General features: G+C 41.8%; 20 protein-coding genes and 1 tRNA gene. 20 read left to right on the top strand and 1 reads right to left on the bottom strand.

The features are described from left to right. Positions 1-140: 140 nt before the first annotated feature. From dld to PTT44_RS09950, 11 genes are all read left to right on the top strand, one after another. On the top strand, positions 141-1,838 hold the full coding sequence (gene dld, locus PTT44_RS10000; RefSeq protein WP_168159105.1) for a D-lactate dehydrogenase: 1,698 nt from the start codon (positions 141-143) through the stop codon (positions 1,836-1,838). A gap of 188 nt (positions 1,839-2,026) precedes the next feature. Beyond that, positions 2,027-4,063: an NADPH-dependent 2,4-dienoyl-CoA reductase gene (locus PTT44_RS09995; protein ID WP_273795639.1), complete on the top strand. Its 2,037-nt coding sequence runs from the start codon at positions 2,027-2,029 to the stop codon at positions 4,061-4,063. An 87-nt stretch (positions 4,064-4,150) separates the two neighbouring features. Then, a tRNA-Ser gene (locus PTT44_RS09990) sits at positions 4,151-4,241 on the top strand. Between the two features lie 436 nt (positions 4,242-4,677). After that, positions 4,678-5,604 carry a LysR family transcriptional regulator gene (locus PTT44_RS09985; RefSeq protein WP_168159104.1) on the top strand — a complete coding sequence of 309 codons (927 nt, stop codon included), beginning with the start codon at positions 4,678-4,680 and terminating at the stop codon, positions 5,602-5,604. A gap of 393 nt (positions 5,605-5,997) precedes the next feature. Beyond that, entirely contained in the window at positions 5,998-6,753 is a 756-nt protein-coding gene (locus PTT44_RS09980; protein WP_168159103.1) for a TorF family putative porin, read from the top strand. A gap of 600 nt (positions 6,754-7,353) precedes the next feature. Beyond that, on the top strand, positions 7,354-8,613 hold the full coding sequence (locus PTT44_RS09975; protein WP_168159102.1) for a Zn-dependent hydrolase: 1,260 nt from the start codon (positions 7,354-7,356) through the stop codon (positions 8,611-8,613). 78 nt (positions 8,614-8,691) lie between these two features. Continuing rightward, a complete protein-coding gene (locus PTT44_RS09970) occupies positions 8,692-10,092 on the top strand; it encodes an aminotransferase (protein WP_168159101.1) in 1,401 nt (466 codons plus the stop codon). A gap of 200 nt (positions 10,093-10,292) precedes the next feature. Continuing rightward, positions 10,293-11,708, top strand: a complete 1,416-nt coding sequence (locus tag PTT44_RS09965; protein ID WP_168159100.1) for an aldehyde dehydrogenase family protein — start codon at positions 10,293-10,295, stop codon at positions 11,706-11,708. 115 nt (positions 11,709-11,823) lie between these two features. Further along, entirely contained in the window at positions 11,824-13,161 is a 1,338-nt protein-coding gene (locus PTT44_RS09960; RefSeq protein ID WP_168159099.1) for an APC family permease, read from the top strand. A gap of 72 nt (positions 13,162-13,233) precedes the next feature. Next, on the top strand, positions 13,234-14,337 hold the full coding sequence (aguA, locus tag PTT44_RS09955) for an agmatine deiminase (protein ID WP_168159098.1): 1,104 nt from the start codon (positions 13,234-13,236) through the stop codon (positions 14,335-14,337). A gap of 443 nt (positions 14,338-14,780) precedes the next feature. After that, entirely contained in the window at positions 14,781-15,248 is a 468-nt protein-coding gene (locus tag PTT44_RS09950) for a surface-adhesin E family protein (RefSeq protein ID WP_168159097.1), read from the top strand. An 18-nt stretch (positions 15,249-15,266) separates the two neighbouring features. Here PTT44_RS09950 and PTT44_RS09945 read toward each other — a convergent pair whose 3' ends face one another. Then, complete coding sequence (locus PTT44_RS09945) at positions 15,267-16,148, bottom strand: LysR family transcriptional regulator (protein ID WP_168159096.1); 882 nt, start codon at positions 16,146-16,148, stop codon at positions 15,267-15,269. 169 nt (positions 16,149-16,317) lie between these two features. Here PTT44_RS09945 and PTT44_RS09940 point away from each other — a divergent pair, with 169 nt between their 5' ends. The 9 genes from PTT44_RS09940 to PTT44_RS09900 all read left to right on the top strand — a co-directional run bounded on the left by PTT44_RS09940 (position 16,318) and on the right by PTT44_RS09900 (position 26,376). Then, entirely contained in the window at positions 16,318-17,835 is a 1,518-nt protein-coding gene (locus PTT44_RS09940; protein WP_168159095.1) for a CoA-acylating methylmalonate-semialdehyde dehydrogenase, read from the top strand. Between the two features lie 11 nt (positions 17,836-17,846). Continuing rightward, positions 17,847-18,737: a 3-hydroxyisobutyrate dehydrogenase gene (gene mmsB, locus PTT44_RS09935; protein ID WP_062035426.1), complete on the top strand. Its 891-nt coding sequence runs from the start codon at positions 17,847-17,849 to the stop codon at positions 18,735-18,737. Between the two features lie 84 nt (positions 18,738-18,821). Continuing rightward, positions 18,822-20,477: an AMP-binding protein gene (locus PTT44_RS09930; protein WP_168159094.1), complete on the top strand. Its 1,656-nt coding sequence runs from the start codon at positions 18,822-18,824 to the stop codon at positions 20,475-20,477. A gap of 126 nt (positions 20,478-20,603) precedes the next feature. Further along, positions 20,604-21,728 (top strand): acyl-CoA dehydrogenase family protein, encoded by a 1,125-nt coding sequence (locus PTT44_RS09925; RefSeq protein WP_168159184.1) that lies wholly within the window; start codon positions 20,604-20,606, stop codon positions 21,726-21,728. Between the two features lie 92 nt (positions 21,729-21,820). Next, a complete protein-coding gene (locus tag PTT44_RS09920; RefSeq protein ID WP_168159093.1) occupies positions 21,821-22,624 on the top strand; it encodes an enoyl-CoA hydratase in 804 nt (267 codons plus the stop codon). Positions 22,625-22,631: 7 nt separating this feature from the next. Continuing rightward, a complete protein-coding gene (locus tag PTT44_RS09915; protein WP_252726138.1) occupies positions 22,632-23,696 on the top strand; it encodes an enoyl-CoA hydratase/isomerase family protein in 1,065 nt (354 codons plus the stop codon). Between the two features lie 632 nt (positions 23,697-24,328). Then, complete coding sequence (locus tag PTT44_RS09910; RefSeq protein ID WP_168159091.1) at positions 24,329-24,874, top strand: GTP-binding protein; 546 nt, start codon at positions 24,329-24,331, stop codon at positions 24,872-24,874. A 9-nt stretch (positions 24,875-24,883) separates the two neighbouring features. Further along, entirely contained in the window at positions 24,884-25,300 is a 417-nt protein-coding gene (locus PTT44_RS09905) for a roadblock/LC7 domain-containing protein (protein ID WP_168159090.1), read from the top strand. 83 nt (positions 25,301-25,383) lie between these two features. Further along, entirely contained in the window at positions 25,384-26,376 is a 993-nt protein-coding gene (locus PTT44_RS09900) for a hypothetical protein (RefSeq protein ID WP_216076737.1), read from the top strand.

Raw genomic sequence — 26,376 nt, 5'->3', positions numbered from 1 at the left:
GTCCTGTACCCCGCCCAACGCCGGCATCCATGCCGCCACACGACATCGAATACCGTGATTAATACGCTTAAAAAATGAATGTGTTATTTCATAATCTAGCTTTATTGAAAAGCTCAAAAAATTAATGGGCAGGATATAAAATGCAATCCAATTTAGACGCACCGCAAACTATTCAAAAGCTCATCACTATTGTGGGTAAACAACACGTTTTAACTGACGATAAAGACACACGTTTATACCGCCAAGGTCGTCGTTACGGTGCAGGAAAAGTACTGGCTGTTGTTGCACCTGGGTCATTACTGGAACAGTGGCAAGTATTGCAAACGGCTGTTGATGCAGATTGTATTGTAATTATGCAAGCAGCCAACACAGGTTTGACTGGTGGTTCAACACCTTTTGGCGATGACTATGACCGCCCTGTGGTTCTGATCAGCACGCGTCGTTTGGTTGGCATTCAGGTCATTAATGACGGTCAGCAAGTGATTTGTTTACCCGGTGCAACATTAGATAGACTTGAAAAAGAATTGGTGCCATTTAATCGGGAGCCACACTCGGTGATTGGTTCATCGTGTATTGGAGCTTCAGTTTTAGGCGGCGTCTGTAATAACTCAGGCGGTGCTTTGGTACGCCGTGGTCCTGCTTATACTGAGTTAGCTTTGTATGCCCGTGTTAATGATGATGGTCAGTTAGAGTTAGTGAATCACTTGGGAGTGAACCTAGGCGAAACACCTGAAGAAATTCTAAGCAAGCTTGAAACGAAAAATTATCAAATCGGCGATATTATCAATAACTCAGGCTGCTGCGCATCGGACCATCGTTATGGACATGATGTTAAACAAGTGGATGAAAATACGCCCGCGCGTTTTAATGCCGATCCATCTCGTTTATATGAAGCATCGGGTTCAGCAGGTAAAGTATGTGTCTTTGCCGTACGTTTGGATACCTTTGAAAAAATTCCAAGCCAAGTATTCTACGTGGGTACAAATTCACATGATGATTTGACTGAAATCCGCCGTTTTTTACTAAAAGATTTGCCGCGATTGCCGATTGCAGGGGAATACATCCACCGCGTGGCTTATGACATTGGGGCAGAGTACGGTAAAGACACCTTCATGTTCATTGAAAAGCTAGGTACAGCCAAAGTACCTGCTGCATTTGCAATGAAAGATAAGGTCGATGCGTACTTAGAAAAATTTGGTATGAAAGGACTGTCAGATAAAGTCCTGCAATTGATCACCAAATTTTTGCCCAATCATTTACCGAAACGGATGAATGCCTTCCGTGATCTGTATGAACATCATTTGGTTATTCGGATTGAAAATCAAGATGTCGAGCAAGTTGAAAGCTTTTTAAAACGTTATTTCCAAGATAAAAGCTCAGGTGATTTTTTCCACTGTAGCGAGGAAGAAGGACGTAAAGCATTTTTACATCGTTTTGCTGTTGCAGGTGCAGCAATTCGCTATCGGGATACGCACCGTTCAGAAGTTGAAGATATTGTGGCTCTGGATATTGCATTACGTCGTAATGATCGCGAGTGGGTGGAAACTTTACCCAAAGAGATGGATGATCTGATTGTTCATAAACTCTATTATGGTCATTTTTTATGTCATGTGTTTCATCAGGACTATATTGTGAAAAAGGGCGTGGATCCTTTGGCGATGGAACACCAAATGTGGCATTTACTGGATGCGCGTGGGGCAGAATACCCAGCTGAGCATAATGTCGGACATTTATATGTAGCAAAACCTGCACTACGAACGCATTATGAAAAGCTTGATCCAACCAATAGTTTTAATGTGGGTATTGGTCAAACCAGTAAGTTAAAGCATTGGCAGTAAAGGGCTTTGGTCTAAAAAACTAAACCAGTGAGGGCAGCGTCACTGGTTTTTTTATTGTCGTATGATTTGAGAGCTCAGTTGAATTGACCGTAGATGCCAAGAATTTTTTATAAATTGTCATCCCAATATTTAAAAAAACAGCTAAAGTAGTATGCAACAAGTTGCAAAGCCAAAGATAAGGATTCATGATGACAACCAATAGCTATGCACATATTTTAAAACCCTTACATTTGGGTTTTACCACCATTAAAAACCGTGTGGTGATGGGCTCCATGCATACGGGCTTGGAAGATCGTTTTTATAATTATCCAAAATTGGCAGCATACTTCGGTGAGCGTGCTAAAGGTGGTGTTGGTCTGATCATTACAGGCGGGATTTCTCCAAACCGTCAAGGTTGGCTTCTTCCTGCGGGCGGGACGATGAATACGCTGGGGGATATTGCTCCGCATCGTTTAGTGACTCATGCCGTACATAAACATGGCGCAAAAATTTTAATGCAAATTTTGCATGCTGGACGTTATGGCTATCAACCTTTTGTTGTGTCTTCCAGCCCAATCAAGTCACCGATTTCGCCTTTTAAACCGCGTCAAATGTCTGAAAAACAAATTTTGAATACCATTGATGACTACGTCAACTGTGCCAGTCTTGCCGAAAAGGCGGGCTATGACGGTGTGGAAATTATGGGTTCAGAAGGCTATTTACTGAATCAATTTCTTAGCCGTCATGTGAATCAACGTGAAGACCGTTGGGGTGGGCCGGTTGAAAACCGTATGCGTTTTGCGGTCGAAATCGTCAAAGGGATACGTGCACAAGTCGGCGAGAAGTTTATTATTTGTTTCCGTTTGTCATTGCTAGATTTAGTCCATGATGGCAATACCATGCAAGAAGTAATTACCATTGCGCAAGCACTAGAAAAAGCAGGTATTACTTTGTTGAATACAGGAATTGGCTGGCATGAAGCGCGAATTCCGACCATTGTGACTTCTGTGCCACGTGCTGCTTTTGTTGACTATACTGCGGAAGTGAAAAAGTACGTGGCTGTGCCAGTGATTGCCTCAAACCGTATTAACATGCCAGATACCGCAGAAGAGATTTTGGCATCGGGCAAAGCCGATATGGTGCAAATGGCACGTCCGTTATTGGCCGATGCTTTTTGGGTGAATAAAACAGCGACTAATCGTATCGACGAGATCAATACGTGTATCGCTTGTAACCAAGCATGTTTAGATCATATTTTTAAAAACCTACGTGCAACCTGTTTAGTCAACCCACGTGCAGCGTTTGAAACAGAGTTGGTTTATTTGAAAACTAAACAACCGAAACGAGTTGCGGTTGTGGGTGGTGGTGTCGCAGGTATGTCGGCCGCGACGGTTGCAGCCAGTCGTGGACACCAAGTGACTTTGTTTGAAGCAAGTCATGAGGTGGGTGGTCAGTTCAACTTGGCAAAAGTTGTACCGGGTAAAGAAGAGTTTCATGAAACCATTCGTTATTTCAAAGTACAGATTGAAAAAACTGGCGTCGACTTACGTTTAAACACCAAGGTGAATCGTGAGCAGCTTGAGCGTGAAGGCTTTGAGGAAATTATCATTGCAACAGGTGTTGTGCCACGTGCATTACGTATCGAAGGGAGTGACTTACCGCAAGTTTTGTCTTATGCAGAAGTGTTACGCGGCGCACCTGTCGGTCGAAAAGTTGCGGTGATTGGTGCTGGGGGGATTGGTTTTGATGTGTCTGAGTATTTATTGAAACCAGAGCATCAACCTCAGCCACAACCACTTGCAGATTGGCAACGTGAATGGGGCGTAGATCCAAACCCGAATTATGTTTCTGAAGGAGGCACGCAGGTCGCAGAAGTTCATCCGCCTGTTCGTGAGATTTATTTATTACAACGTAAAACCTCAGCACTTGGAGCAGGTTTAGGTAAAACTTCGGGTTGGGTACACCGTGCACAGTTGAAAAAGCATGCAGTACGTATGTTGCGTGGAGTTCAGTACAAAGCTGTGACTAATGAAGGGCTTTGGGTGGGTATGGCAGGACAAGATCAATTGCTACGTGTTGATACTATCGTTGTATGTGCAGGGCAGGAGTCTGTAAAGGATCTGATGCCAAGTGCTGAGCAAAATACACTCGCGAATTATCACATTATTGGTGGTGCTAAACTGGCGGCTGAGTTAGATGCGAAGCGTGCGATTCGCGAAGGTGCAGAAATCGCTTCGAAATTATAAGTTTTTGATGAAACAATATGCAGTTGGTTGCTTTGACGGTAAGTTTTACTTGTCATCAAAACAAAAGCTCCGTATGATGGCGCACATGGAAGCGTGGCAGAGCGGTTTAATGCACCGGTCTTGAAAACCGACGAGGGCTTATACCCCTCCGTGAGTTCGAATCTCACCGCTTCCGCCAAATTTAAAAAGCCCTCTGTAGTTACAGGGGGCTTTTTTTTTCATATTTTTCTCACAAATTAATCCATATTACTGATAAAAAATAGCCGTGTGATTGAAAGTCTCAACTTTTAGGAGTTAGGGGCATCCTCGATGATTAATATTAATTGGCTCTGAGTATTTAGATCCAAATGGCTCTCGTCTATGGACATCAAAAAGGACAAATTTTACATAGTCCTATATTCTAATCCATGAAACTTTTCTTCAAAGTGAATGAATTTTTCAACGTCATTTTAAGAGTAATTGTGAAAATGATGGAGTTTTGGAGTCTTGTGGAAACGTACATATGTAATGGTGTCGGAAGTACTCAGATGTCAGTGCAGGGTAAAAATTAGGTTTTTATATTTTTGATATGATCATAATAATGTTTATGAGATCGCAGAGGATGAGGTGTAGCTATGAGATCAAATGTATTACTCGATAAATGTAATTGGTCTTTGCTGCGTATTTTTCGTGTGATTGTACAAAAAGGGAGTTTGAATAAAGCGGCTATTAAATTATTTTTGACTCAGTCGGCCATCAGTCAAAGTTTAAAAAGACTGGAAGAACAGATTGGTGAAACGCTAATTGTACGGACGGGAGGAAAGTTTTATTTAACAGCCACAGGTGAGATTGTATTTGAAGCCAGTATGATGATTTACAGTCAGTTGATGGATTATGAGGAAAAATTAAATACTGAAAAAAATAGTTTATCTGGAACAATTAAACTTTTAGTACTCAGTCGGATTGAGTCGATGCGGTACGACAAATTATTACATGATTTTCATCAGAAATATCCGCAGGTAGATTTTCAAGTTGATGTGCTTAAAAGTAAAGAAATTCAACAATTACTATTACAAAAAATTCCAGCACTAGGGATTGGGATAAATCAAATTCAGCATTCCAAATTAAACTATCAGACCTTAATTAATCAAAAATATGCTTTATTTTGTAGTGATCAACATGTGTTGTATTCAGAAAATATCGAGTCCATAGATCAAGTTAAAGGGCATGGCTTCATTTCTTTTCAAAGTGAACAATTAAATGATCCTTTGTCGCCGCTAAGTGAAGTTCGAGAAAAAATTTTGAAAAATAATCGATTGCTTGTCACCACAAATAATATGGATGAAGTGATTCGTTTTATTAAAAATGGAATTGGAATTGGTCTACTACCTAAAAATATCATTGAAAAAAGCAGCAGCTATCATTTATTTAAGCAACTTCCACCTTTTCCTTATGTATCCATTATCCCAATTTCATTAGCATGGCATAAAGATCGTGAGTTATCTTTAGTTGAACAATATTTTATTAATGAGTTAAGAAGTGTCTTTAACATGAATCATTAGCAGAATGTATAAATTTCTATATCTTCATAGTATTGAGTCAATTTAAACTCTTTAGTTTGAAAAATATGAAGATAAATTTGATTTCAATGGTGGAGTTGATAAGTATTTAAATGTCGATCAGCCCCATGTAATTGATGCCAATTGAATACCTTTTTTAAGAGGTTTCATTTTCCTATTTGGACACTAGTTCAGGGTTTTCTTTGCATCGTTTGGCTTTAATTTGTTTCTCAAGTTGCAGTTTTTATTGATTGTTAATTGTAACTTTATGAAAAATAATATAATTATTTATGCTTAAATGGTTCCTCTTGAATTGTTGGAATTGGTTCTATGCTTTCTTAAAAAATGAATGACAATAAAAAATTAAATAAAAATCATGGAATTGATGGAACGTTAATGATGAGAAATAAGTTAGTTTGTAGTGTATTGGCAATAATGGCAATTTCAAGTGTACATGCAGAAACAGGTGCAGAATCAACTTGGTTAAAGGGATTTTCGAGCAGTGGTACAATTTCATTTTTAACTGATTATTATTCGCGTGGCTATTCACAAACTGAAGGTGATCCAGCAGTACAAGGTTTTTTACGCTTTGACCATGATTCAGGCTTATATGCGCAACTGTTTGCAGCGAATCAAGAACTTGGTATTGGTAGTAGCATTGAGCTAGATTATTACTTGGGCTATGATTATCAGGTTAATGATCGTTTTGCACTAAATGTTCAATACGCGGATATTAATTATCCAGGCGCGGACAAATCTTTACCAGATCCGAATTATGAAGAATATTCATTGGGTGCTACAGGTACGGGATTGATAGGTGCTGAAGATACCTTGAATTTTACCTTCTATTATTCTCCTGAATATTATTTCAACACTGGCAAAATGCTACGTTATGAAAGCACTTATAATTACCCAATTGCTGAAAATTGGAGTGCTTACGCCCAAGTCGGTTATAACCAGTTTTCAAGTCATGAAGCCTACGATGTTTTGTGGGCGACGGATCAAGAAGACTCTTACTATGATTATAAAGTAGGCGGAAATTATAGCTACAACGACTTTACTTTTGATTTGTATTACGTCGATTCAAATATCAATAAAGAATTAGAGTACGCCGATGATTCGGTAGTTTTTAGTATCACTAAGGCATTCTAAGACTAGTCATACTCTGATTGAGTTGATTGAATATACAGGAGGGTTATTCTGAAATCTTAGAATAATCCTTTGTATTTCATCGCTGTGCATTTTTTTAATGGTTGAGTTTATAAAAGTTATTACTAAACCTGTGTGCATTTAGGTGATGCGGTGATTACATGGTATTGGTACGTATACTTTTAATTGATCTTCGAGCATGATTATTTCTAGATCAAATTATTGTGTGTTAAATAATCAAAATACATATTTAAAAAATGCGGTATAGGTAATCATTGAATTAAAAGTGTATTTAAAATAATCAATATTTGTTCTTTTACGTGTGTAATCCACAATTTAATTTTTGTAAATCTGATTAATATCAATGCACTAATCATTTTTGAATGCTGCGTCTTATTTTTTAATTTGGGTTTGTTTTGCAAGCGATTTATGATGGTGCTGGCAATAAACTTGGTATGAAATAAGAGGGTATAAGTTTTACTAATACTTCGGTTAAAAATATATAACTTGTTGCCATGCAGTTTTTTTTCTAGAGTGAATTTATGAAATTTGGTGTTCTGTAAAAACACAAAAAAATATTTTATAAAATGGATGTTTCTAGTAATGAAAGCGAATGCGGAACGTTTGTGGCACATGCTGATGGAAATGGCAAAAATTGGCGCAACGGATAAAGGCGGGAATACACGTTTAGCATTATCGGATGAAGATGTTGCGGGACGTTCTTTACTGATCGATTGGGCTAAAAGAATCAACCTTTCAATAGATTATGATGAAATTGGCAATTTAATTTTAAGACGTGAAGGTCTTTCTACAACAGCTTTACCCATTGTTATGGGCAGCCACTTAGATACACAACCGAAAGGCGGTCGTTTTGACGGTATCTATGGTGTTTTGTCTGGTTTGGAAGTACTACAGCGCTTGGCTGAAGAGGATATCACGACCTATCATCCTTTAGAAGTTGTGGTTTGGACCAATGAGGAAGGTGCACGTTTTACCCCAGCCATGATGGGTTCTGCGGTGTTTACGGGTTTATTGCCAAAGCAAAAAGTCTATGAAAGCACAGATAAACAAGGTATTTCTGTCTATTCTGAATTGGTGCGTACAGGTCAGTTAGGGACAACATCTTTAGCGCGCCCGTTCAAAGCCTATTACGAAGCACATATTGAACAAGGTCCAGTTTTAGAACAGAACCAAATTGCAATTGGTGTGGTTACAGGTGGACAAGCCATTTTGTGGTTAGATGTCGAAACCAGAGGTAAGGCGGCACATGCGGGTACTACACCAATGTATATGCGTAAAGATACCATGGTGGGTACAGCAGCAATGATTGCGGAGTTAGAGCGTAATATCCGTAAACGTTTCCCTGAAGGATTGGTCACTTTTGGTGAAATGCAAGTCGCCAATTCTTCACGCAACACTATTCCAGGTCAAATTCAATGGACCATTGATTTACGTAATCCAAATGATGCTGTTTTGAAAGAAATGGAAGTGGAAACCCGTAATATTTTGCATACACTTGCTGAACATCATGATTTAGAGATCAGCATTAGTGAGCACTGGTTTAGCCCTGCGACTTATTTCGATGCAGAATGTGTTGAGACCGTACAACAAGCAGTAGATAGTTTGGGTTATTCGAATCAGAGCATTGTCAGTGGTGCAGGACATGATGCAATTAATATTGCCAAGCACTGCCCAACCACCATGATTTTTATTCCATGTATTGATGGCTTAAGTCATAACGAAGCGGAAGATGTCTATGCCATTGATGCGGCGCAGGGTGCAGATGTATTGCTCAATGCCATCTTAAATTATGACGCTATGCAGGCGAATGCAGTGCAGCAGCATTGTGCAGAAGCTGTCTAAATAATTGATTCAATAAATATATAGTTAAAATGCAGCCCTCAGGATTGAGGTGTTGCGAAGCGTTAGGAAGGACAAAGTATGAACTCTAAATTACCTGTAGAAGTTGATATTCAAGATATTTGGCAAAAAGACAAAGATCATGTAATTCATCCATGGACAGATTTCACCACATTTAAAGAAGAAGGTTCTTTAATTATGGAGAAAGGTGAAAATGTCTTTGTTTATGATGCACATGGCAATAAATACTTAGATGGTATTGGTGGATTGTGGTGCGTGAATGTGGGTTATGGCCGTCAAGAAATTGCCGATGCGGTATCTGCACAAATTATGGAGCTGCCATACTTTTCACCATTCGGTCATCAAACCACAGCACCAGCGGCAAAATTAGCAGCAAAATTGGCTGAACATGCACCAAAAGGCTTAAATCATGTCTTTTTTGGTTGTGGTGGTTCTGTCGCAAATGACACGGCAGTACGTTTAATTCACCATTATTTCCATCAAATTGGTCAGCCGTCAAAGAAAAAATTGATTGCACGTAAAGATGCGTATCACGGCAGTACTTATATCAGTATGAGTCTAACCGGCATTGAAGCCGACCATATTGGTTTTGAAATTCACAATCAATTGGTGCATCACGTTTCATGTCCGAACCCATACCGTAAGCCTGAGTCGCAATCGATGGAAGATTTCTGTAATGAAAAAGTGCAGCAACTGGAAGATACGATTTTGGAATTGGGTCCAGACAATGTGGCAGCCTTCTTTGCTGAGCCAATTATGGGTGCAGGTGGTGTGATTGTGCCACCAGAAGGCTACCATGCGAAAACTTTAGCGGTGTGTAAGAAATACAACGTGTTGTATGTGTCGGATGAAGTGGTCACGGCATTTGGTCGTTTAGGTCATATGTTTGCTTCTGAAGAAGTGTTCGGCATTGTTCCAGACATCATCACCTGTGCTAAAGGTTTGTCTTCAGGTTATTTACCTTTGGGTGCCACCATTATTTCTGATGAAATTTATGACGCGATCAGCAAACCGCATCATAAGGGTGGCTTATTGACACACGGCTTTACCTATTCAGGTCATCCTGTGAGCTGTGTTGCAGCACTGAAAAACATTGAAATCATTGAGCGTGAAAATATTTGTGAACACGTGCAAGACGTTGGTGTGTATTTTGAAGAGCAACTGAAAACTTTAGCTGATTTGGAAATTGTCGGTCAGGTACGCGGCAAGAAGTTCATGATGTGTATCGAAAACTTGCGCAATAAAGACACCAAAGAGTTGTTTGATGGTTCAGTCGGTGTGGGTAAACGTATCGCCAATCATTGCCAAAAACTCGGCTTGATTGTACGTCCAGTTGGGCACATGAACGTGTTGTCTCCACCGTTAATTTTAACGCGTGAACAAGTTGACTTTGTGGTTAGAACTTTACGTGGGGCAATTCAAAACACGATTGCAGAATTAAAAGCTGAAGGTCATCTCTAAGTTTTAATTTCACTTAAATAGCTGACAACCTGACCCATTTGGGCAGGTTGCTCAGCGGTTGTTTGCCTGAATAATAGCTTTGGGCAACGTAGAAGATAAAAGTCAAGAAAGACAACATGGAACAATGGTCCTGCTGTGGTGGACACAAAAGAGACGGATAAAGCCTCCAATGATGGACACAAACAAAGGCGAGTAAAAAGATGAAAAATTATATCAATGGACAATGGGCTGCAACGACAGGCTCTACCGAGATTGCGGTGATCAATCCGCGTAGTGAACAAGCACTCGCGTATTTCATTGCAGCGTCACCCCATGATGTAGATGCTGCGGTTGAAGCAGCAAACCAAGCTTTGGAAAGCTGGAGCAATACCAGTGCAGCAGAACGTGCAGCATGGCTGAATAAAATCGCAGATGCGCTTGAACAGTCTAAAGACAAACTGGTTGAACTATCCCATCACAACAATGGCAAGTCCATCAGTCAAGCCAAAGTCGATGTTGAGAACAGCATTAAGTGCTACCGCTACTATGCCGATTTAGTGCAAAAATTTGCTTTCAGCAAAACCAGTCAGACTGATCACGGCACTGAACTTACCCATCAGCAAAACCCAGTGGGCGTGGTGGCATTAATTACCCCATGGAATTTCCCTTTAATTACCAGTGCATGGAAAATTGCACCTGCTTTGGCAGCAGGCTGTACGTTGGTGTTTAAGCCTTCTGAACTGGTGCCATTACCAGAACTTGAATTCATTAAACTGCTCAATCAAATTGATTTTCCGCAAGGCGTATTTAATTTGGTCTTGGGGGATGCAGTTGCGGCTGAACATTTGGTACGCCATCCAGAAGTACAAAAAGTCTCTTTCACCGGTAGTACCGAAATTGGCATTCAAGTCATGCAAGCTGCAGCAAGTTCAGTGAAACGTGTGACGTTAGAGCTGGGCGGGAAATCTGCATTTTTAGTATTAGATGATGCTGATCTTGATGATGCTGTGGAAAAAGCCGTTGGTGGTATGTTCTATAACGCGGGTCAAATGTGTTCTGCCATGTCGCGTGTGTTGGTGCATGAATCAATAGCAGATCAGTTTTATCAAAAACTGAAACAAGCCACTGAATCTATTTTATTGGGTCAAGAAGCCGATGGTCAGTTCAGCATGGGTCCAATGACCACGCACAAACAATTCAAAAAAGTGCATGAATATTTAGCCATTGCAGAGCAAGAACAACTGACCGCATTGATTGATGCGGAAAATATTCAATGTCCTGCACAAGGGTTCTATATTCGTCCGCAAATTTATATCAATGTTCCGACGGATAGCCGTCTGTGGAAAGAAGAAATTTTTGGTCCAGTCATGTGCTGCCGTACTTTTAAAACAGAAGATGAAGCCGTTCAAGTGGCAAATGATTCGGAGTTTGGTTTGGCTGCAACCATTATGACGGGCTCAGTCGATCATGGTAAATCACTTGCTAAGCGGCTGCGTGCTGGACATATCTGGATTAACTCTTTCCAAATGATTCATCCGAGTTCTTTGTGGGGTGGCTTTAAAAAGAGTGGAACTGGCCGTGAGTTGGGTGAGTCTGGCATGCAAAGTTATTTAGAAGAAAATGTGATAACAATTTAAATGTAGTTTTACGGAGTATTGGGAAGGAAAAGGATGTCCTTCTCAATATAGGTGTTGTTAGTTGAAACAACTAATGCACGGAAGAAAGTGCTTGCATTGCTACAGGAGTAAAAGCATGGAAGGCGAGAATAAACACAGGAGTCTCTCCCTTTGGCAAGTGGTTGTCATTGGGGTTGCCTATATGGCACCAGCGACGGTATTTGATACATTTGGTATTATTTCTAGAGTTACCAATGGTCAAGTTCCGTTAGCCTATTTATTGGCATTGGTTGCCATGTTGCTAACCGCAGTAAGTTATGCACGTTTTAGTCGACTCTCACCCAAGGAAGGTTCTGCTTATACCTACACTAGTGAAACTTGTGGCAAAACCATGGGCTTTTTTGTGGGGTGGTGTTCGTTATTAGATTACATGCTGTTGCCGCTGATTAATGCGTTGTTGGCTGGTTTTTATTTAAATTCACTGTTCCCTGATGTGTCCTATACCGCTTGGGTGCTGATCATGGTTGGGCTGGTTACCCTGATTAATAGCTTTCGCATTAATATTCTTGCCAATTTCAGCTTTGTTTTTGTGATTGCGACTTTGATCATGATGCTGGTATTTATCTATCTGGTGGTGACAGGAATTGGAAGTTCACAAGGTTATAGCCACGTTGTAACCATGAAACCAATGTTTAGTGGTCAGCCAGAACTGGGTACACTGGTTGCGGGAGTGTCATTGGTGTGTTTTTCGTATTTAGGTTTTGATGCAGTTTCGACACTCGCACATGAAACGAAAAATCCAACTAAAACCATTCCAAAGGCAATTATTTGGACCACATTATTGGGGGGTGCAATTTTTATTACGGTGTCGTGGTTTGTCACATTGCAATTCCCAACCTTGGCTCAATTTAACAACCCTGACGAAGCTTTGCCTGAAATTGCCTTGATTGTGGGTGGTGCAGCATTTCAAACGGCATTATTAAGCGTGCAAATTATGAATGCCTTCGCTTCAGGTTTAGCAACCCATGCCAGCGCTTCACGTTTAATGTACATTATGGGGCGTGATGGAGTATTCAATAAAAGAGTGTTTGGATCGGTCAGTACAAAACTCGGTACGCCACTTTATTCAATCTTCTTTGTCGGTTTAATTTCGTTATTGGCAATTTATGTCGACCTTGCAACGGTGGTGAGTTTTGTCAGTTTTGGTGCCTTAATTGCCTTTACCATGGTGAATTTCTCGGTCTTTATGAAATTCTTTGTAATTGCTAAAGCGCGATCAGGCTTTAAAAATATGTTTATGAACCTATTTTTACCTTTTGCATCTGTATTTTCATTGTTAGGTTTATGGATCAACTTGGAAAAATCAGCCCTCGAATTTGGTGGGGTTTGGTTATGCGTAGGCATTGGCTTGGTGTTGTATAAGAAAATTAAAAAGCAGCCAATCTCTTTGGGAACGCCAATTGAGGAAGCTTAAAACAGTGTGAGTGAACGACTTTAATTCACTAAAGCAAAAATTTGGAAATGTTAAAATTCAAGAGAGTTTAAAATGGAACTTGTAGTTGAAAAGCAAAAAACAATCAAAACCCCAAAGCAACAGGGTTTTAGTATGCCGGGTGAATGGGCAGCGCAAGAAGCAGTATGGATGATTTGGCCGTATCGTACTGATAACTGGCGTGACAATGCACAGCCAGCACAACAGGCTTTTGCCCAAGTTGCAGCGGCTATTTTACAAAAGACGCCTGTATTTATGGCTGTTCCTGTTTCAGAAATGGAAAAAGCACGCAAAACTATGCCTGCAGAAGTGACATTATATGAAATGGAAAGTGACGATGCGTGGACGCGTGATACTGGACCTTCGATTGTTAAAAATGAACATGGTGAACGTATCGGTATTGACTGGGTATTCAATGCTTGGGGCGGAGAAGATGGCGGCTTGTATTTCCCATGGGATCAAGACCAGCTCATTGCCAAGCAAATTTCTGCGATGCATGAGCTGGAAAGTTTTTCTACACCCTTAGTGCTAGAGGGTGGCTCCATCCATGTGGATGGTGAAGGTACACTCTTAACCACGGCAGAATGCCTGCTCAACCCAAATCGTAATCCAGATTTAACACAAGACGACATTGAAGAAATTTTACAAGAGTGTTTAGGCGTCACGACTTTCATTTGGTTACCAGATGGGGTCTATAACGATGAAACAGATGGGCATGTAGATAATATGTGCTGTTTCGTTCGCCCGGGTGAAGTGGCATTGCACTGGACCGATGATGAAACTGATCCTCAATATGCACGTTCTATGGCGGCATTGAAGGTTTTGGAAAATACAGTGGATGCACAAGGTCGTCGTTTAAAAGTCTGGAAACTACCAGCACCAGGCCCACTGTATGCGCGTGAAAATGAAACCAACGATGTGCAAAAAGGCAATGCGATTGAGCGTGTTGAAGGCAATCGCTTGGCAGGTTCGTATGTGAATTACCTGATTAGTAACCAGCAGATCATTTTCCCATTATTCGATGAAAGCACGGATCAACAAGCACAGCGCTTATTTCAGCAAATGTACCCTGACTATTTAATTACAGGTGTACTAGCGCGTGAAATTTTGTTGGGCGGTGGTAATATTCACTGTATTACGCAACAAATTCCAGCTTAAAGCTATAAAACGAGTTAGTTCAATCCCTTCAAGTAAAGCCATGCACATGCATGGCTTTAATTTTTGTCGTCGATTTTGCAAAGTTAAACATATTCATAGTGCTACTAAAATAAATGGAAGGACTGTGGCTATTGATATTTTTACGGCTTTAATTTGGCTTCCAAGATCACCACGCTAAAATCAATAATGGTAGCTATTTGAAAATATCAAGAGGATTACACTGCGTGTTAGTAAACAAAATAGGCTATTCGCCGTATGCAAAACAAACCACATAGTCTATCTAGAGTGATAACCAGTTATAACTAAGTAGAGAAATATGTGCTGAAACTTTCTAATTTATAGCTATTTAAATGGATATATTTCAGTATGTTAGTTTGATTTTTCATGTGCTTTATATAAGGGAGTTGCTATAATCTTGCCCGTCTATCTTGGGGGATAGTGATGTGTTAAGTCGTATTTTATTGGGTTTTCTTTGTGTATTGTGGGGAGGATCTGCGTTTGCCGAATGGACGTTTGTGAATGCCAATTATGATCGTTCACAATATGTTTATGTCGATTTTGATCGAGTTAAAATGCTTGATATGAGTCGTAATGAAGTTGAATATTGGGTCAAATATCTCATTAAGAGTGACAAAGAAAAAGACGGCTTGGAGTTAGGGGATTACTCACTCGCGCTATACAGAGTTGGCTGTGACAATGAAGTCTATAGCATTCGTTCATCTGCCAATTTTAAAAAAAATGGCTCGTTACTCAGTAGTCAAGACTATGTAACAAGTCAGACTCGACCGCTGATTCCCAATACTGCTGTGGATTATACCGCCGAGATGGTCTGCCATGTTTTACCACAACGACAAAAAGTCGATCGTTTGGAACAACTGGCTCGACGTATTGCGACGGGGGAATATAAATAAGAACCTGCTGTGGATGATTTAATCCATCAGCATGCTTTGTTTTAAGTCGGCTTGTTTCCGCAAATAATCCCAGACCAATTTAATCCGTGGCTCGTGTTGTAAATCAACAAACGTCAGCATCCAAAAGGTATGCGTGAAGCGTACCTTTTCGGGCAATACTTGTTCTAAGTCGGGTTGGTCATGGGCTAGAAATTGCGGCAAAATGGCCAATCCAGCCCCTGCATTGACTGCAATTTGCTGTGCCAAAATACTGCTGCTACGAAAATTTGCCGTCAGAGGAATGGGTAGCCGTTCCAAGCAATACAGCTCCGAACTATAAATCAGATCATCAATATAATTGACAAAGCGATGGGTCGCTAAATCTTCCATCCGCTGTATAGGCGGATGCTGTGCCAGATAGCGCTTGCTTCCATAAATTTTTAAACAGTAATCGGTCAGTCGGGTAATGATGTAGGGACCTGATTTTGGACGGTCAATCGAAATCACAATATCCGCTTCACGATGCGACAGCTTGATCATCTTCGGTACAGGAATCAGATCGATCGTGAGTAGTGGAAATTGCAATGACAGTTCGGCCAATAACTGGGTTAAAAATGCTGTGCCGAAACCCTCAGGTGCGCCAATGCGCACTCGTCCTTCAAGTGGCTGTTGCGGTTTCTGAATTTGCAAAAAGGCCTGTTCCATTTGCTCTACGCGCGGCACTAGTGCCATGCCATCGACGGTGAGTTCATAGCCTGTGGCTTCACGTTTAAACAGCGGCGTACCTAAAGCGATTTCTAAAGACTGTACCCGCCTTGCCACAGTACTGTGTTCGACTCCAATAATCCGTGCTGCATTGGTCAGGGTTTTAGCGCGTGCCAAGACCAAAAAAAACTGCAGATGATCCCAATCTACTTTCATTTTTTATTTTCCACATCCTGTGCAAAATTGCACAACCATCGTGCACCAATCTGCATTGGTGGTCAAAGTTTTCTTTGCTAGTCTGAGTTGAAAAGCAGAAATTGAATATACGGTTTAAGTCGTATGTTTCAACAGTGACACAATAAAAATGAATGCCTATGGAGAGTTTATGAATACGGTTTCTAAAATCCAAATTACCACAGCTAAACTTTTGATTAACGGTGAATTTGTCGAGTCTAAAACCCAGCAATGGCAAGACATTATCAATCCTGCAACGCAGGAAGTGATTGGCTTAGTGCCTTTTGCAACACCTGAGGAAATTCAGGCCGCGATTAGTTCAGCACAATCTGCTTTTGCCAACTGGAGAGAAACCCCGATTCAAGCACGTATGCGCATTATGCTGAAACTACAGCAACTGATTCGTGATAATGCCAAGAAAATTGCACAGGTACTTACAGCCGAACAAGGCAAAACCTTGGCGGATGCGGAAGGTGATATTCAGCGTGGTTTGGAAGTGGTGGAACATGCGTGTTCAATTGGCACGTTGCAAATGGGCGAATATACCGAAGGGGTGGCACGTGGCGTAGATACCTATACCTTGCAACAACCTCTAGGTGTATGTGCGGGCATTACGCCATTTAACTTCCCTGCGATGATTCCTTTGTGGATGTTCCCAATGGCAATCGTCTGCGGCAATACCTTTGTTTTGAAGCCATCTGAACAAGATCCGCTCTCCACCATGATGTTGGTCGAGTTGGCAATTGAAGCAGGTATTCCTGCAGGCGTACTGAATGTGGTGCATGGTGGCAAAGAGGTGGTCGATGCCCTGTGTACGCATCAAGACATTAAAGCCATTTCTTTTGTGGGCTCAACTGCGGTTGGTACGCATGTCTATAACTTGGCAGGTCAACATGGCAAGCGTGTGCAATCGATGATGGGCGCGAAAAACCATGTGGTGGTGGTGCCTGATGCTAATAAAGAACAAACCTTAAATGCCATGGTCGGTGCAGCCTTTGGTGCAGCAGGGCAACGTTGTATGGCGCTTTCAGTTGCAGTCATGGTCGGTGACAGTAAACACTGGATCAATGAATTGGTCGCAAAAGCCAAAACCTTGAGTGTGAATGCAGGACATGAGCCGAATACGGACATTGGCCCTGTGATTTCACCGCGTGCCAAAGCCCGTGTGATTGATCTGATTAACAGTGGTGTAGAACAAGGTGCTGAACTGCTGCTGGATGGTCGTGATATTCAAGTCAAAGGCTATGAAAATGGCAACTTTGTCGGGGCCACGGTGTTTAACCATGTCACGACGGATATGCGTATTTATAAAGAAGAAATCTTTGGTCCAGTATTGACGATTCTCTGTGTCGAGACGTTGGATGAGGCGATTGAACTGGTGAATGCCAATCCATTTGGGAATGGCGTAGGCTTATTTACTCAAAGTGGTGCAGTGGCACGGACCTTCCAAAACCGTATTGATATTGGTCAAGTGGGTATCAATATTCCAATTCCAGTCCCTGTGCCATTCTTTAGCTTTACAGGTTCACGTGGCTCAAAGCTCGGTGATCTAGGCCCTTATGGCAAACAAGCGGTTCAGTTCTATACACAAACCAAAACCATCACCAGCCGTTGGTTTGAAGACAGCCAAGAAGCAGGGGAAGTCAATACCACCATCAGTTTACGCTAAGGAGTAGCGAGATGAAGATAGCTTTCATTGGTTTAGGGAATATGGGCGGTTCGATGGCACAGAACCTGCTCAAAGCAGGGCAAACAGTGTTGGGCTATGATCTGAGTGAAAAAGCCTTACAACAGTTTGCTGAAAGTGGTGGGATTATTTGTGACAGTCCGCAAGCTGCGGCTGAGCAAGCAGATGTCGTCATCAGTATGTTACCTGCGGCCAAGCATGTACGTGACGTGTATTTGGGTGAAACGGGGATTCTGGCGGTGATGCGAGCAGGTAGTCTCTGTATTGACTCTAGTACTATCGATCCGCAAACCATTAAAGATGTTGCTGCTGAGGGCTTGAAGCATCAGATCCAGGTTTGTGATGCGCCAGTTTCTGGTGGCACCATTGGCGCCAAAGCAGGCACCTTAACCTTTATGGTCGGCGCTGATGATGCGACTTATGAGCAAGTGAAGCCGATTTTAAGCTTTATGGGAAAAAACACCGTGCACTGTGGTGCGGTGGGAGCAGGGCAAATTGCTAAAATTTGCAATAACATGATTCTCGGTATTTCTATGGCGGCCGTGGCAGAAGGTATGGCTTTGGGCAGTCGACTGGGCATTGATACCCATGCACTGGCAGGAGTGATCAATAGTTCAAGTGGTCGTTGCTGGAGTTCTGAAATCTGTAACCCATGGCCAGATATTAGCCCGAATGCCCCCGCAGGTCGTGGTTATACCGACGGTTTTGCTTCGCAACTCATGCTCAAAGATTTAGGTTTGGCCATTGAAGCGGCAGGCCAAGTCAAGCAACCTGTATTACTCGGTGGTTTGGCACAGCAGCTTTATCAACAACTGTGTTTGCAAGGCAATGCGCATTTAGATTTTTCCAGCATTATCCAGCAATACTTACCCCGAGAGAGTTAATACAAAAGAAACACAGGAGCGCAATGAATGCGCTCTATAAAAACCCTTGTCGTGAATAACAAAAAATGTGACTGAGGTGAAAGGATGACTTCAAATTATCAACAAGCGCAGCAAAGCTTTGATTTACAGCAGGCTGCGCAACGGTTTCTATCAGGTTCAGTCGATGCGCTGAATGCGTGTTATGAGTGCTGTGATCGACATGCTTTGCCGGGGCAGATTGCTTTGTTTTGGCAGGGTAAAGATGGTCGTAAAGAGCAATATACCTTTCGAGAGTTACAACAACGTGCCAGCCAATTTGCTAACTTTTTAAAGTCGCAAGGGGTTAGCAAAGGTGACCGTGTTTCGGGTTTATTGCCACGCACGCCTGAGCTGATTATTACCATTTTAGCGGCATGGCGAATTGGTGCAGTCTATCAACCTTTATTTACTGCATTTGGTCCCAAAGCCATTGAGCATCGTTTACAGTTGGCTCAAAGTAAATTGGTGGTCACCGATGTCGGTAATCGCGACAAATTGCATGAAGTAGACGGTTGCCCTGCCATTGTGACGGTCACGGGAGCCAAAGGTACAGGGCTGTATCAAGGAGATTATAGTTTTTGGGCAGAGGTCGATCGCCAATCTGATCAGTGCGAATTGGAGATGATGAACATCCAAGATCCATTCTTGTTGATGTTTACATCAGGCACGACAGGCCCTGCTAAACCCTTACAAGTGCCACTCAAAGCGCTGATTGCATTTGGTGCCTATATGCAAGATGCGATTGGTTTAAGAGCTGAAGATTCGTTTTGGAATATTGCCGATCCGGGTTGGGCGTATGGCTTGTATTACGGCATTACTGGCCCACTGTTATTGGGTCATCCAACCATTTTTTATGAAGGCGCATTTACTGCAGATAGCTTATGTCAAATTGTCCAAGACTATGGTGTGAATAACTTGGCAGGTGCACCCACAGCTTACCGCATGATGATGGCGGCAGATCAGCAGCAAATGGCGAAACTCCGTGGCAAATTCCGTGTCGTCAGCAGTGCAGGTGAGCCATTGAATCCTGAAGTGTTTCGCTGGTTCAAACAAGTGTTAGATGCCCCGATCTTTGATCATTATGGCCAAACCGAAGTTGGGATGGTGGTGTGTAATCACCATGCGCTGGAACATGAGGTTCGCGCAGGTTCGGCAGGTTTTGCCAGTCCCGGCTATCGTGTTGTCGCTTTGGATGAACAAGGTCAGGAGTTAGGTGCAGATAGTCCGGGAATTTTAGCTGTGGATATTAGCCAATCTCCGATGATGTGGTTTGGTGGTTATCAAGAAAGCCGTAAATCACCCTTTATTGGACATTATTATTTAACGGGTGATACCGCTGAAATACATGCCGATGGCAGCATGAGTTTTGTCGGACGTAGTGATGATGTGATTACCACTTCAGGCTATCGCGTGGGCCCATTTGATGTCGAAAGTGCATTGCTAGAGCATGATGCAGTGATTGAAGCCGCAGTGATTGGTGTGCCTGATCCTGAACGAACCGAAGTGATTAAAGCTTTTGTAATTTTATCTGGTGAAAGTGCAGCCAGTACTGAACTCGAAAATGAACTGAGCCGGTTTGTGAAAAAACGCTTATCTGCCCATGCCTATCCGCGTTTGATTGAGTTTGTGACTGAACTGCCAAAAACACCAAGTGGGAAGATTCAACGCTTTTTACTGCGCAATCAGGAAATTGCTAAACAACAAACTGTGGCTACTGTTTAAATTGAAGAGATTGTAAGGAAAGGATGTATGCAATTCACTGAGGAACACCTCCTGAGTCAGGACAAGGCGAAAAGTTTTGCCCAAGAACAGATGAAACCGAATACCAGTGAGTGGGATCGACAAGGTATGTTTTTTGAAGAACAAGTCTTGATTCAGGACATGGCAAAAAGCTTTGCCCAAGAACAAATTAAACCGCATGCCAGTGAGTGGGATCGACAGGGAACTTTTCCTGCGCAAGCCTTACAGCAAATGGGGCAATTGGGTTTTATGGGCATGTTGGTGCCTGAAGAATGGGGGGGATCGGCAACAGGCAACTTGGCCTATGTACTGGCGTTAGAAGAAATTGCGGCTGCGGATGGTGCAACTTCAGCCATTATGAGTGTGCATAATTCAGTGGGTTGCGTGCCGATTTTGAAATTTGGTACTGAGGAGCAAAAACAGCAATTCCTCGTGCCTTTAGCCAAAGGGGAAATGATAGGCGCTTTTGCACTGACTGAACCACACACAGGTTCCGATGCCGCAGCCATTAAAACCCGCGCCGTGAAAGATGGTGACCATTACATCATCAATGGTGCCAAGCAATTTATTACTTCAGGGCACAATGCAGGCGTGATTATCGTGTTTGCCGTGACCGATCCTAGCGCAGGGAAAAAAGGTATGAGTGCCTTTTTAGTCCCGCGTAATACGCCGGGTTATGAAGTGATTCGGGTCGAAGAAAAATTGGGTTTACATGCCTCTGACACCTGCCAAATTGCCTTGACTGATGTGCGTGTGCACAAAAGTATGTTGCTCGGCAAAGAGGGCGAAGGTTTAAAAATTGCTTTATCTAATTTGGAAGGTGGACGTATTGGCATTGCCGCGCAGGCTGTTGGATTGGCGCGTGCCGCTTTGGAGGAAGCGACGCGTTATGCCAAAGAGCGCGTAGCTTTTGGGAAGCCCATTTTTGAGCAGCAAGCGGTGTCGTTTCGACTTGCCAGTATGGCAACAGAAATTGCCGCAGCTCGTCAGTTGGTACATCAGGCGGCGCGTTTAAAAGAAGCGGGTCAACCGTGTTTGACTGAAGCTTCGATGGCGAAATTATTTGCCTCTGAAATGACCGAGCGGGTTTGTTCAAATGCCTTACAAATCTTTGGGGGTTACGGCTATCTGAAAGATTTTCCGATTGAGCGCATTTATCGTGATGCTCGGATTTGTCAGATTTACGAAGGCACCAGTGATATTCAACGCCTCGTAATTGCCCGTAGTTTATAAACCCAATATCGAAAAACTGACCCTTGCACATGTAAGTGATCACGAGATTTTAACGTTACATGTGCATTGGTTTATAGAAGAAGGATCGCAACATGCAATGGGAAAAAACTTTCATTGAAGACTTACAGTGGGACACAATTTTAGTTGAAAAGCGCAAGGGTGTCGGGGTCATTACACTGAACCGTCCTCAAGCGCTGAATGCATTAAACAGTCAACTGATTGCTGAAATTAACCAAGCCTTAGACCAGTTTGAACGCGACGCTGAGATTGGCTGTATGGTGTTGGCGGGTTCGGAAAAAGCCTTTGCCGCGGGGGCTGATATTAAAGAAATGGCCGAGCTGAATTTCCCGAATATCTATTTTGATGACTTTTTCCATTTGGCAGATCGGATTGCGCAGCGTCGTAAACCTTTGATTGCTGCGGTGAGTGGTTATGCACTGGGTGGCGGCTGTGAGTTGGCCCTGATGTGCGATTTTATCTATTGTGCGGATAATGCCAAATTTGGTTTGCCTGAAGTAACACTCGGTGTGATTCCTGGTATTGGTGGAACGCAGCGTTTAACGTTGGCATTGGGTAAAGCCAAAGCCATGGAAATGTGTTTAACCGCAAGGCAAATGGGCGCGGTTGAGGCAGAGCAAAGTGGTTTAGTGGCGCGTGTGCTACCGAAAGAAGAATTATTGGCTTCTACCCTAGAAGCTGCGGAAAAAATTGCGGAAAGATCCCTCACTGCCACCATGATGATAAAAGAAAGCATTAATCGTGCTTTTGAAGTGAGTTTGAGTGAGGGGTTACGTTTTGAGCGTCGTACTTTCCATTCCATCTTTGCTACGTCTGACCAGAAAGAAGGCATGAAAGCCTTTGTGGAAAAGCGTCCAGCACAATTTAAAAATCAATAAAAGGAGTCTGAGCATGGAAAATAATTTACAGATCAGCCTCCAAGGGCATTTAGGTGTGATTACGCTAGATCGCGCGAGTCATCTGAATGCACTGTCCTTAAGCATGATTCATGGCATTAGCCAGCAGCTAGAACTGTGGCGAGAGGACGAACAAGTTCAAGCCGTCTTGATTAACTCCAATAGCCCGAAAGCCTTTTGTGCAGGCGGGGATATTCGTTTCCTCTATGACAGTTATCAAAATGGAACTGCCAATTATCAGCGCTATTTTGCCGATGAATATCACATGCTAAAAAGCCTGCGCCAATATGCGAAACCTGTATTGGTGTTTTTAGATGGCTATGTTTTGGGTGGTGGTTTTGGTTTGGCACAAGCTTGCCAGATTATTGTTAGCAGTGAAAAATCACGTTTTGCCATGCCAGAAACCGCGATTGGTTTTTTTCCCGATGTCGGTGCAACCCATTTTCTGTCTCGTTTAGACGATGTGGGCGTGTACATGGCTGTTACGGGTGAACAGATTAGTAGTAGTGATGCTTTGCACTTAGATTTAATTGATTATTTAGTACCGAGTGAACAGTTACAGCAGTTACAAACAGAACTGGGACATGCCGCGCAATTAACCCAACAATCTATTGAACAGACTATTGCGCGTTATTTAAAAGAACCTGCGCCTAGTGAATTAAAACAGTATGAAGATGCGATTCGTCAGCATTTTTCTCATGCTGAATTGGCTCAAATTGAAGACAGCCTCGCCAATACATTAGATAGTGATTATATGGATTGGGCTGAAAAAATCTTAGCAAACTTACAACAGCGTTCTTTGTTGGCCAAGAAAATCAGCCTAAAACTTCAGCATGTAGGGCGTGGGCTATCGTTAGAACAGTGCATGCAGTTGGAGCGCGATTTACAAGATATCTGGTTTGAGCAGGGTGACATGCTTGAAGGTGTCCGTGCCTTGTTGATTGATAAAGACAAACAGCCGAAATGGCAGACTGAAAACTCTGAACTGATGCAGAGGTTCGAAGAACTTTTGCCAGCGTCACGACAACAGCGTCATGCGAGTGTGCAAGTGTAAGCTTGCTTTCCATCTGTACCGAAAATCCTCCAATACTTTAGAGGATTTTTTTATGATGAGAACGTTAGTGAGATAAATGCATCGAATAACTGAAGCCTCTTCAAAGTTCATCGTGATTACAGCTCTGATGAGCCTTACCAGTTTCATTCTGTAATGAAAATAAACCACTAGAAAAAAACTTATCCCTTCTTTGAATAAGCCAAAGAGTACAGTTCAAGCCCGAATAAAGAATCAAAATCGACGTGTGAGATTTTGTTTAAATATAGAAATTAAGCGAAGAGTCCATCGACTAAGTATAAGAAAAACGTGAAGTTTCTTGTTTTATTGATTGAAAAAAATATTTCAAATATATTTTTTGATCTGAGTTATAGATTGAATTTTGTCTGGTAAAAAAAGCCAATCACTACTTAACTGAGTATGATTCTTATTATTTAATTTAAATAATAAGAAAAGACAAATACTTAAGTTAATTTAAATAATATACGTGTGTATAAAAAAGCTTAAAAGGTATACAAAAAGTAGGGGAATGTGTAAGTGAGTTTTACTGAATGGTTTAAAATTTGATGTTTTTTGTCAATAAAATTAAATATAATGTGACTTATTAGGCATTTTGTTGTTCTTGGGGCTTCTTGATGATACTACAGCAGTACAAAATTGTTTTCGGAGGAACCATGGGGGCAGGAAAATCTGCGGCCATTCAAGCATTGTCTGATATTCCTGTCGTGAGGACAGAAGCAGTAAACACTGATACCGAAGCACATCATAAATTTTTGACGACTGTGGGTATTGATTACGGTGAAATTAGCCTTGATGACGGTACGCAGATAGGCCTGTACGGTACTCCAGGCCAAGATCGTTTTGATTTTATGTGGTCTATTGTCTGTAAGGGTGCAATAGGAATCGTGATCTTGATTGATCATAGCCAAGCAGATCGTTTAAAAGATTTAGAGTTTTATTTAAAAGCATTTGAGCAGTATGGATCAAATGTGGTGGTTGGCATTACACATTTAGATCAAGAAGATCAGCATAAGCTCAAAATTTACCGTGATTGGATGCAGATCCATCAAAAACAATTTCCGCTGTTTGCCGTTGATGCGCGTGAACAAGATGATGTTTTACTGATGATTGAAACACTAATTGCAACAATAGAAATGCAAGCTGAATCTGCAGTTGCATAGGTAGAATAAATGAATAGTTCACGTGAAATTCCGCAAGCACTGATTGAGTCTGCCCATATCGAGTTACAACGTTTTTTAAATACCGTTACAGGCATCGACTTTGTGATGTTGTGCTCATCGGATGGTTTTGAGCTTGCTTTGGCTTCAAAGAAAAATATCGACAATAGAGGAAAAATTGCAGCAGTCAGCAGCTCTATCTTGGCTATGGTAAATGCATTTATTACAGAAATTCAATTGATGGGGTGCCAAACCATTACCCTTGATGCGGACAATGGCAAAGTCTTTTTAACGGCTGTCAACCATCCATTGCATCCTATGGTCATGGTGGCTGTCACGCACACTGATATTCTGATGGGGCAGATGCTGTATTACTACAAAGAGTTAAGTGCGCGATTAAGCAATGCACCGCTCAGCATTGCATCATAAGAAATTCTATATTTATTAATTTTTAATTATATCAATCGGCGTGATGCAGTGATTTGAAGGGTGAGGTTGTTGTGGGTTTGGGCATGAAAAACGTAATAAATATTGCAGTATTTGGTTTAAGTTTAAACTCGTTAGAGCAACTAAAAGAACAAATTTTACTGTCTTTACCTGAAAATTTGAATGTGAGATGGGTCAATCTTGCTGAGCATAAAATAGATTTATTGCTGGTCAATGATGTGTTTTTTAATTCACCGGGCATTCAAAAGTTGCTGACTATTCAAAATATTGTGTATTTGCGTCTGGTCAAAAAGGTTGAAAATGCAGGGCGCATTGTCGGAGATCAATTGTTCTATCCATTTTCAAACATAGAGCATTTGCATGATTGGTTATCTAGAAAGGTAGAATCACAACATGAACTTACCGCGCCTGTGAAGTCAACGCTTGAAGTCATTATGCCTGTTCAATCTGTTATGCCTACAGTGCTGAACCCAGTAATGACCACGGAACAGGTTTTTAACGAAATTTTTACACCACGTAATGGCTATATTCAGTTGTTCGATGCCCATGGTTTTCTCGCTTTGGTCGATACACGGACCGAACGTGTTTGGGTCGAGCCGAATAAAGAGATTCAGTTTAATGAGACCTTGAACCAAACGTATGCAACTGCGCAGTTGGTCCAAGATACGATTAAAGATAAAGACGTTTATGACTTAAGAGTTTGGCTATGGAAAGTGGTGAATGCTTCACCTGCGATTCAGTTACCGCAGATCAGTTTGAATCAGAACTTTAAACTTGAAATATGGCCTCAGTTTGAAAAAAATTTACAACGTCGTGACTTTTTAAAGATGGCAACGTCCTTCTCACAAGGCGCACAAATTGATCAAGTAAAACAATCCTTAACTTTAAGTAATGAAAGGGTATTGAATTTTGTAGCATGTGCTGTTCTACTGCAATTAGGTCGGTTTATTGATCAAAATGAAGTGAAGTATCAGGTAGATACACAACAAGTAGAAACAGGACAAATGAATAAATTACGCGGTTTTATTGGAAAGTTGCGTAAGAAACTAGGTCTTTAA

Origin of the sequence: Acinetobacter sp. Gutcm_16 (assembly GCF_028649355.1) — a bacterium.
GTDB lineage: Bacteria > Pseudomonadota > Gammaproteobacteria > Pseudomonadales > Moraxellaceae > Acinetobacter > Acinetobacter johnsonii.
The sequence above is the reverse complement of the archived record's forward strand: the minus strand, read 5'-3'. Positions and strand labels throughout refer to the sequence as shown.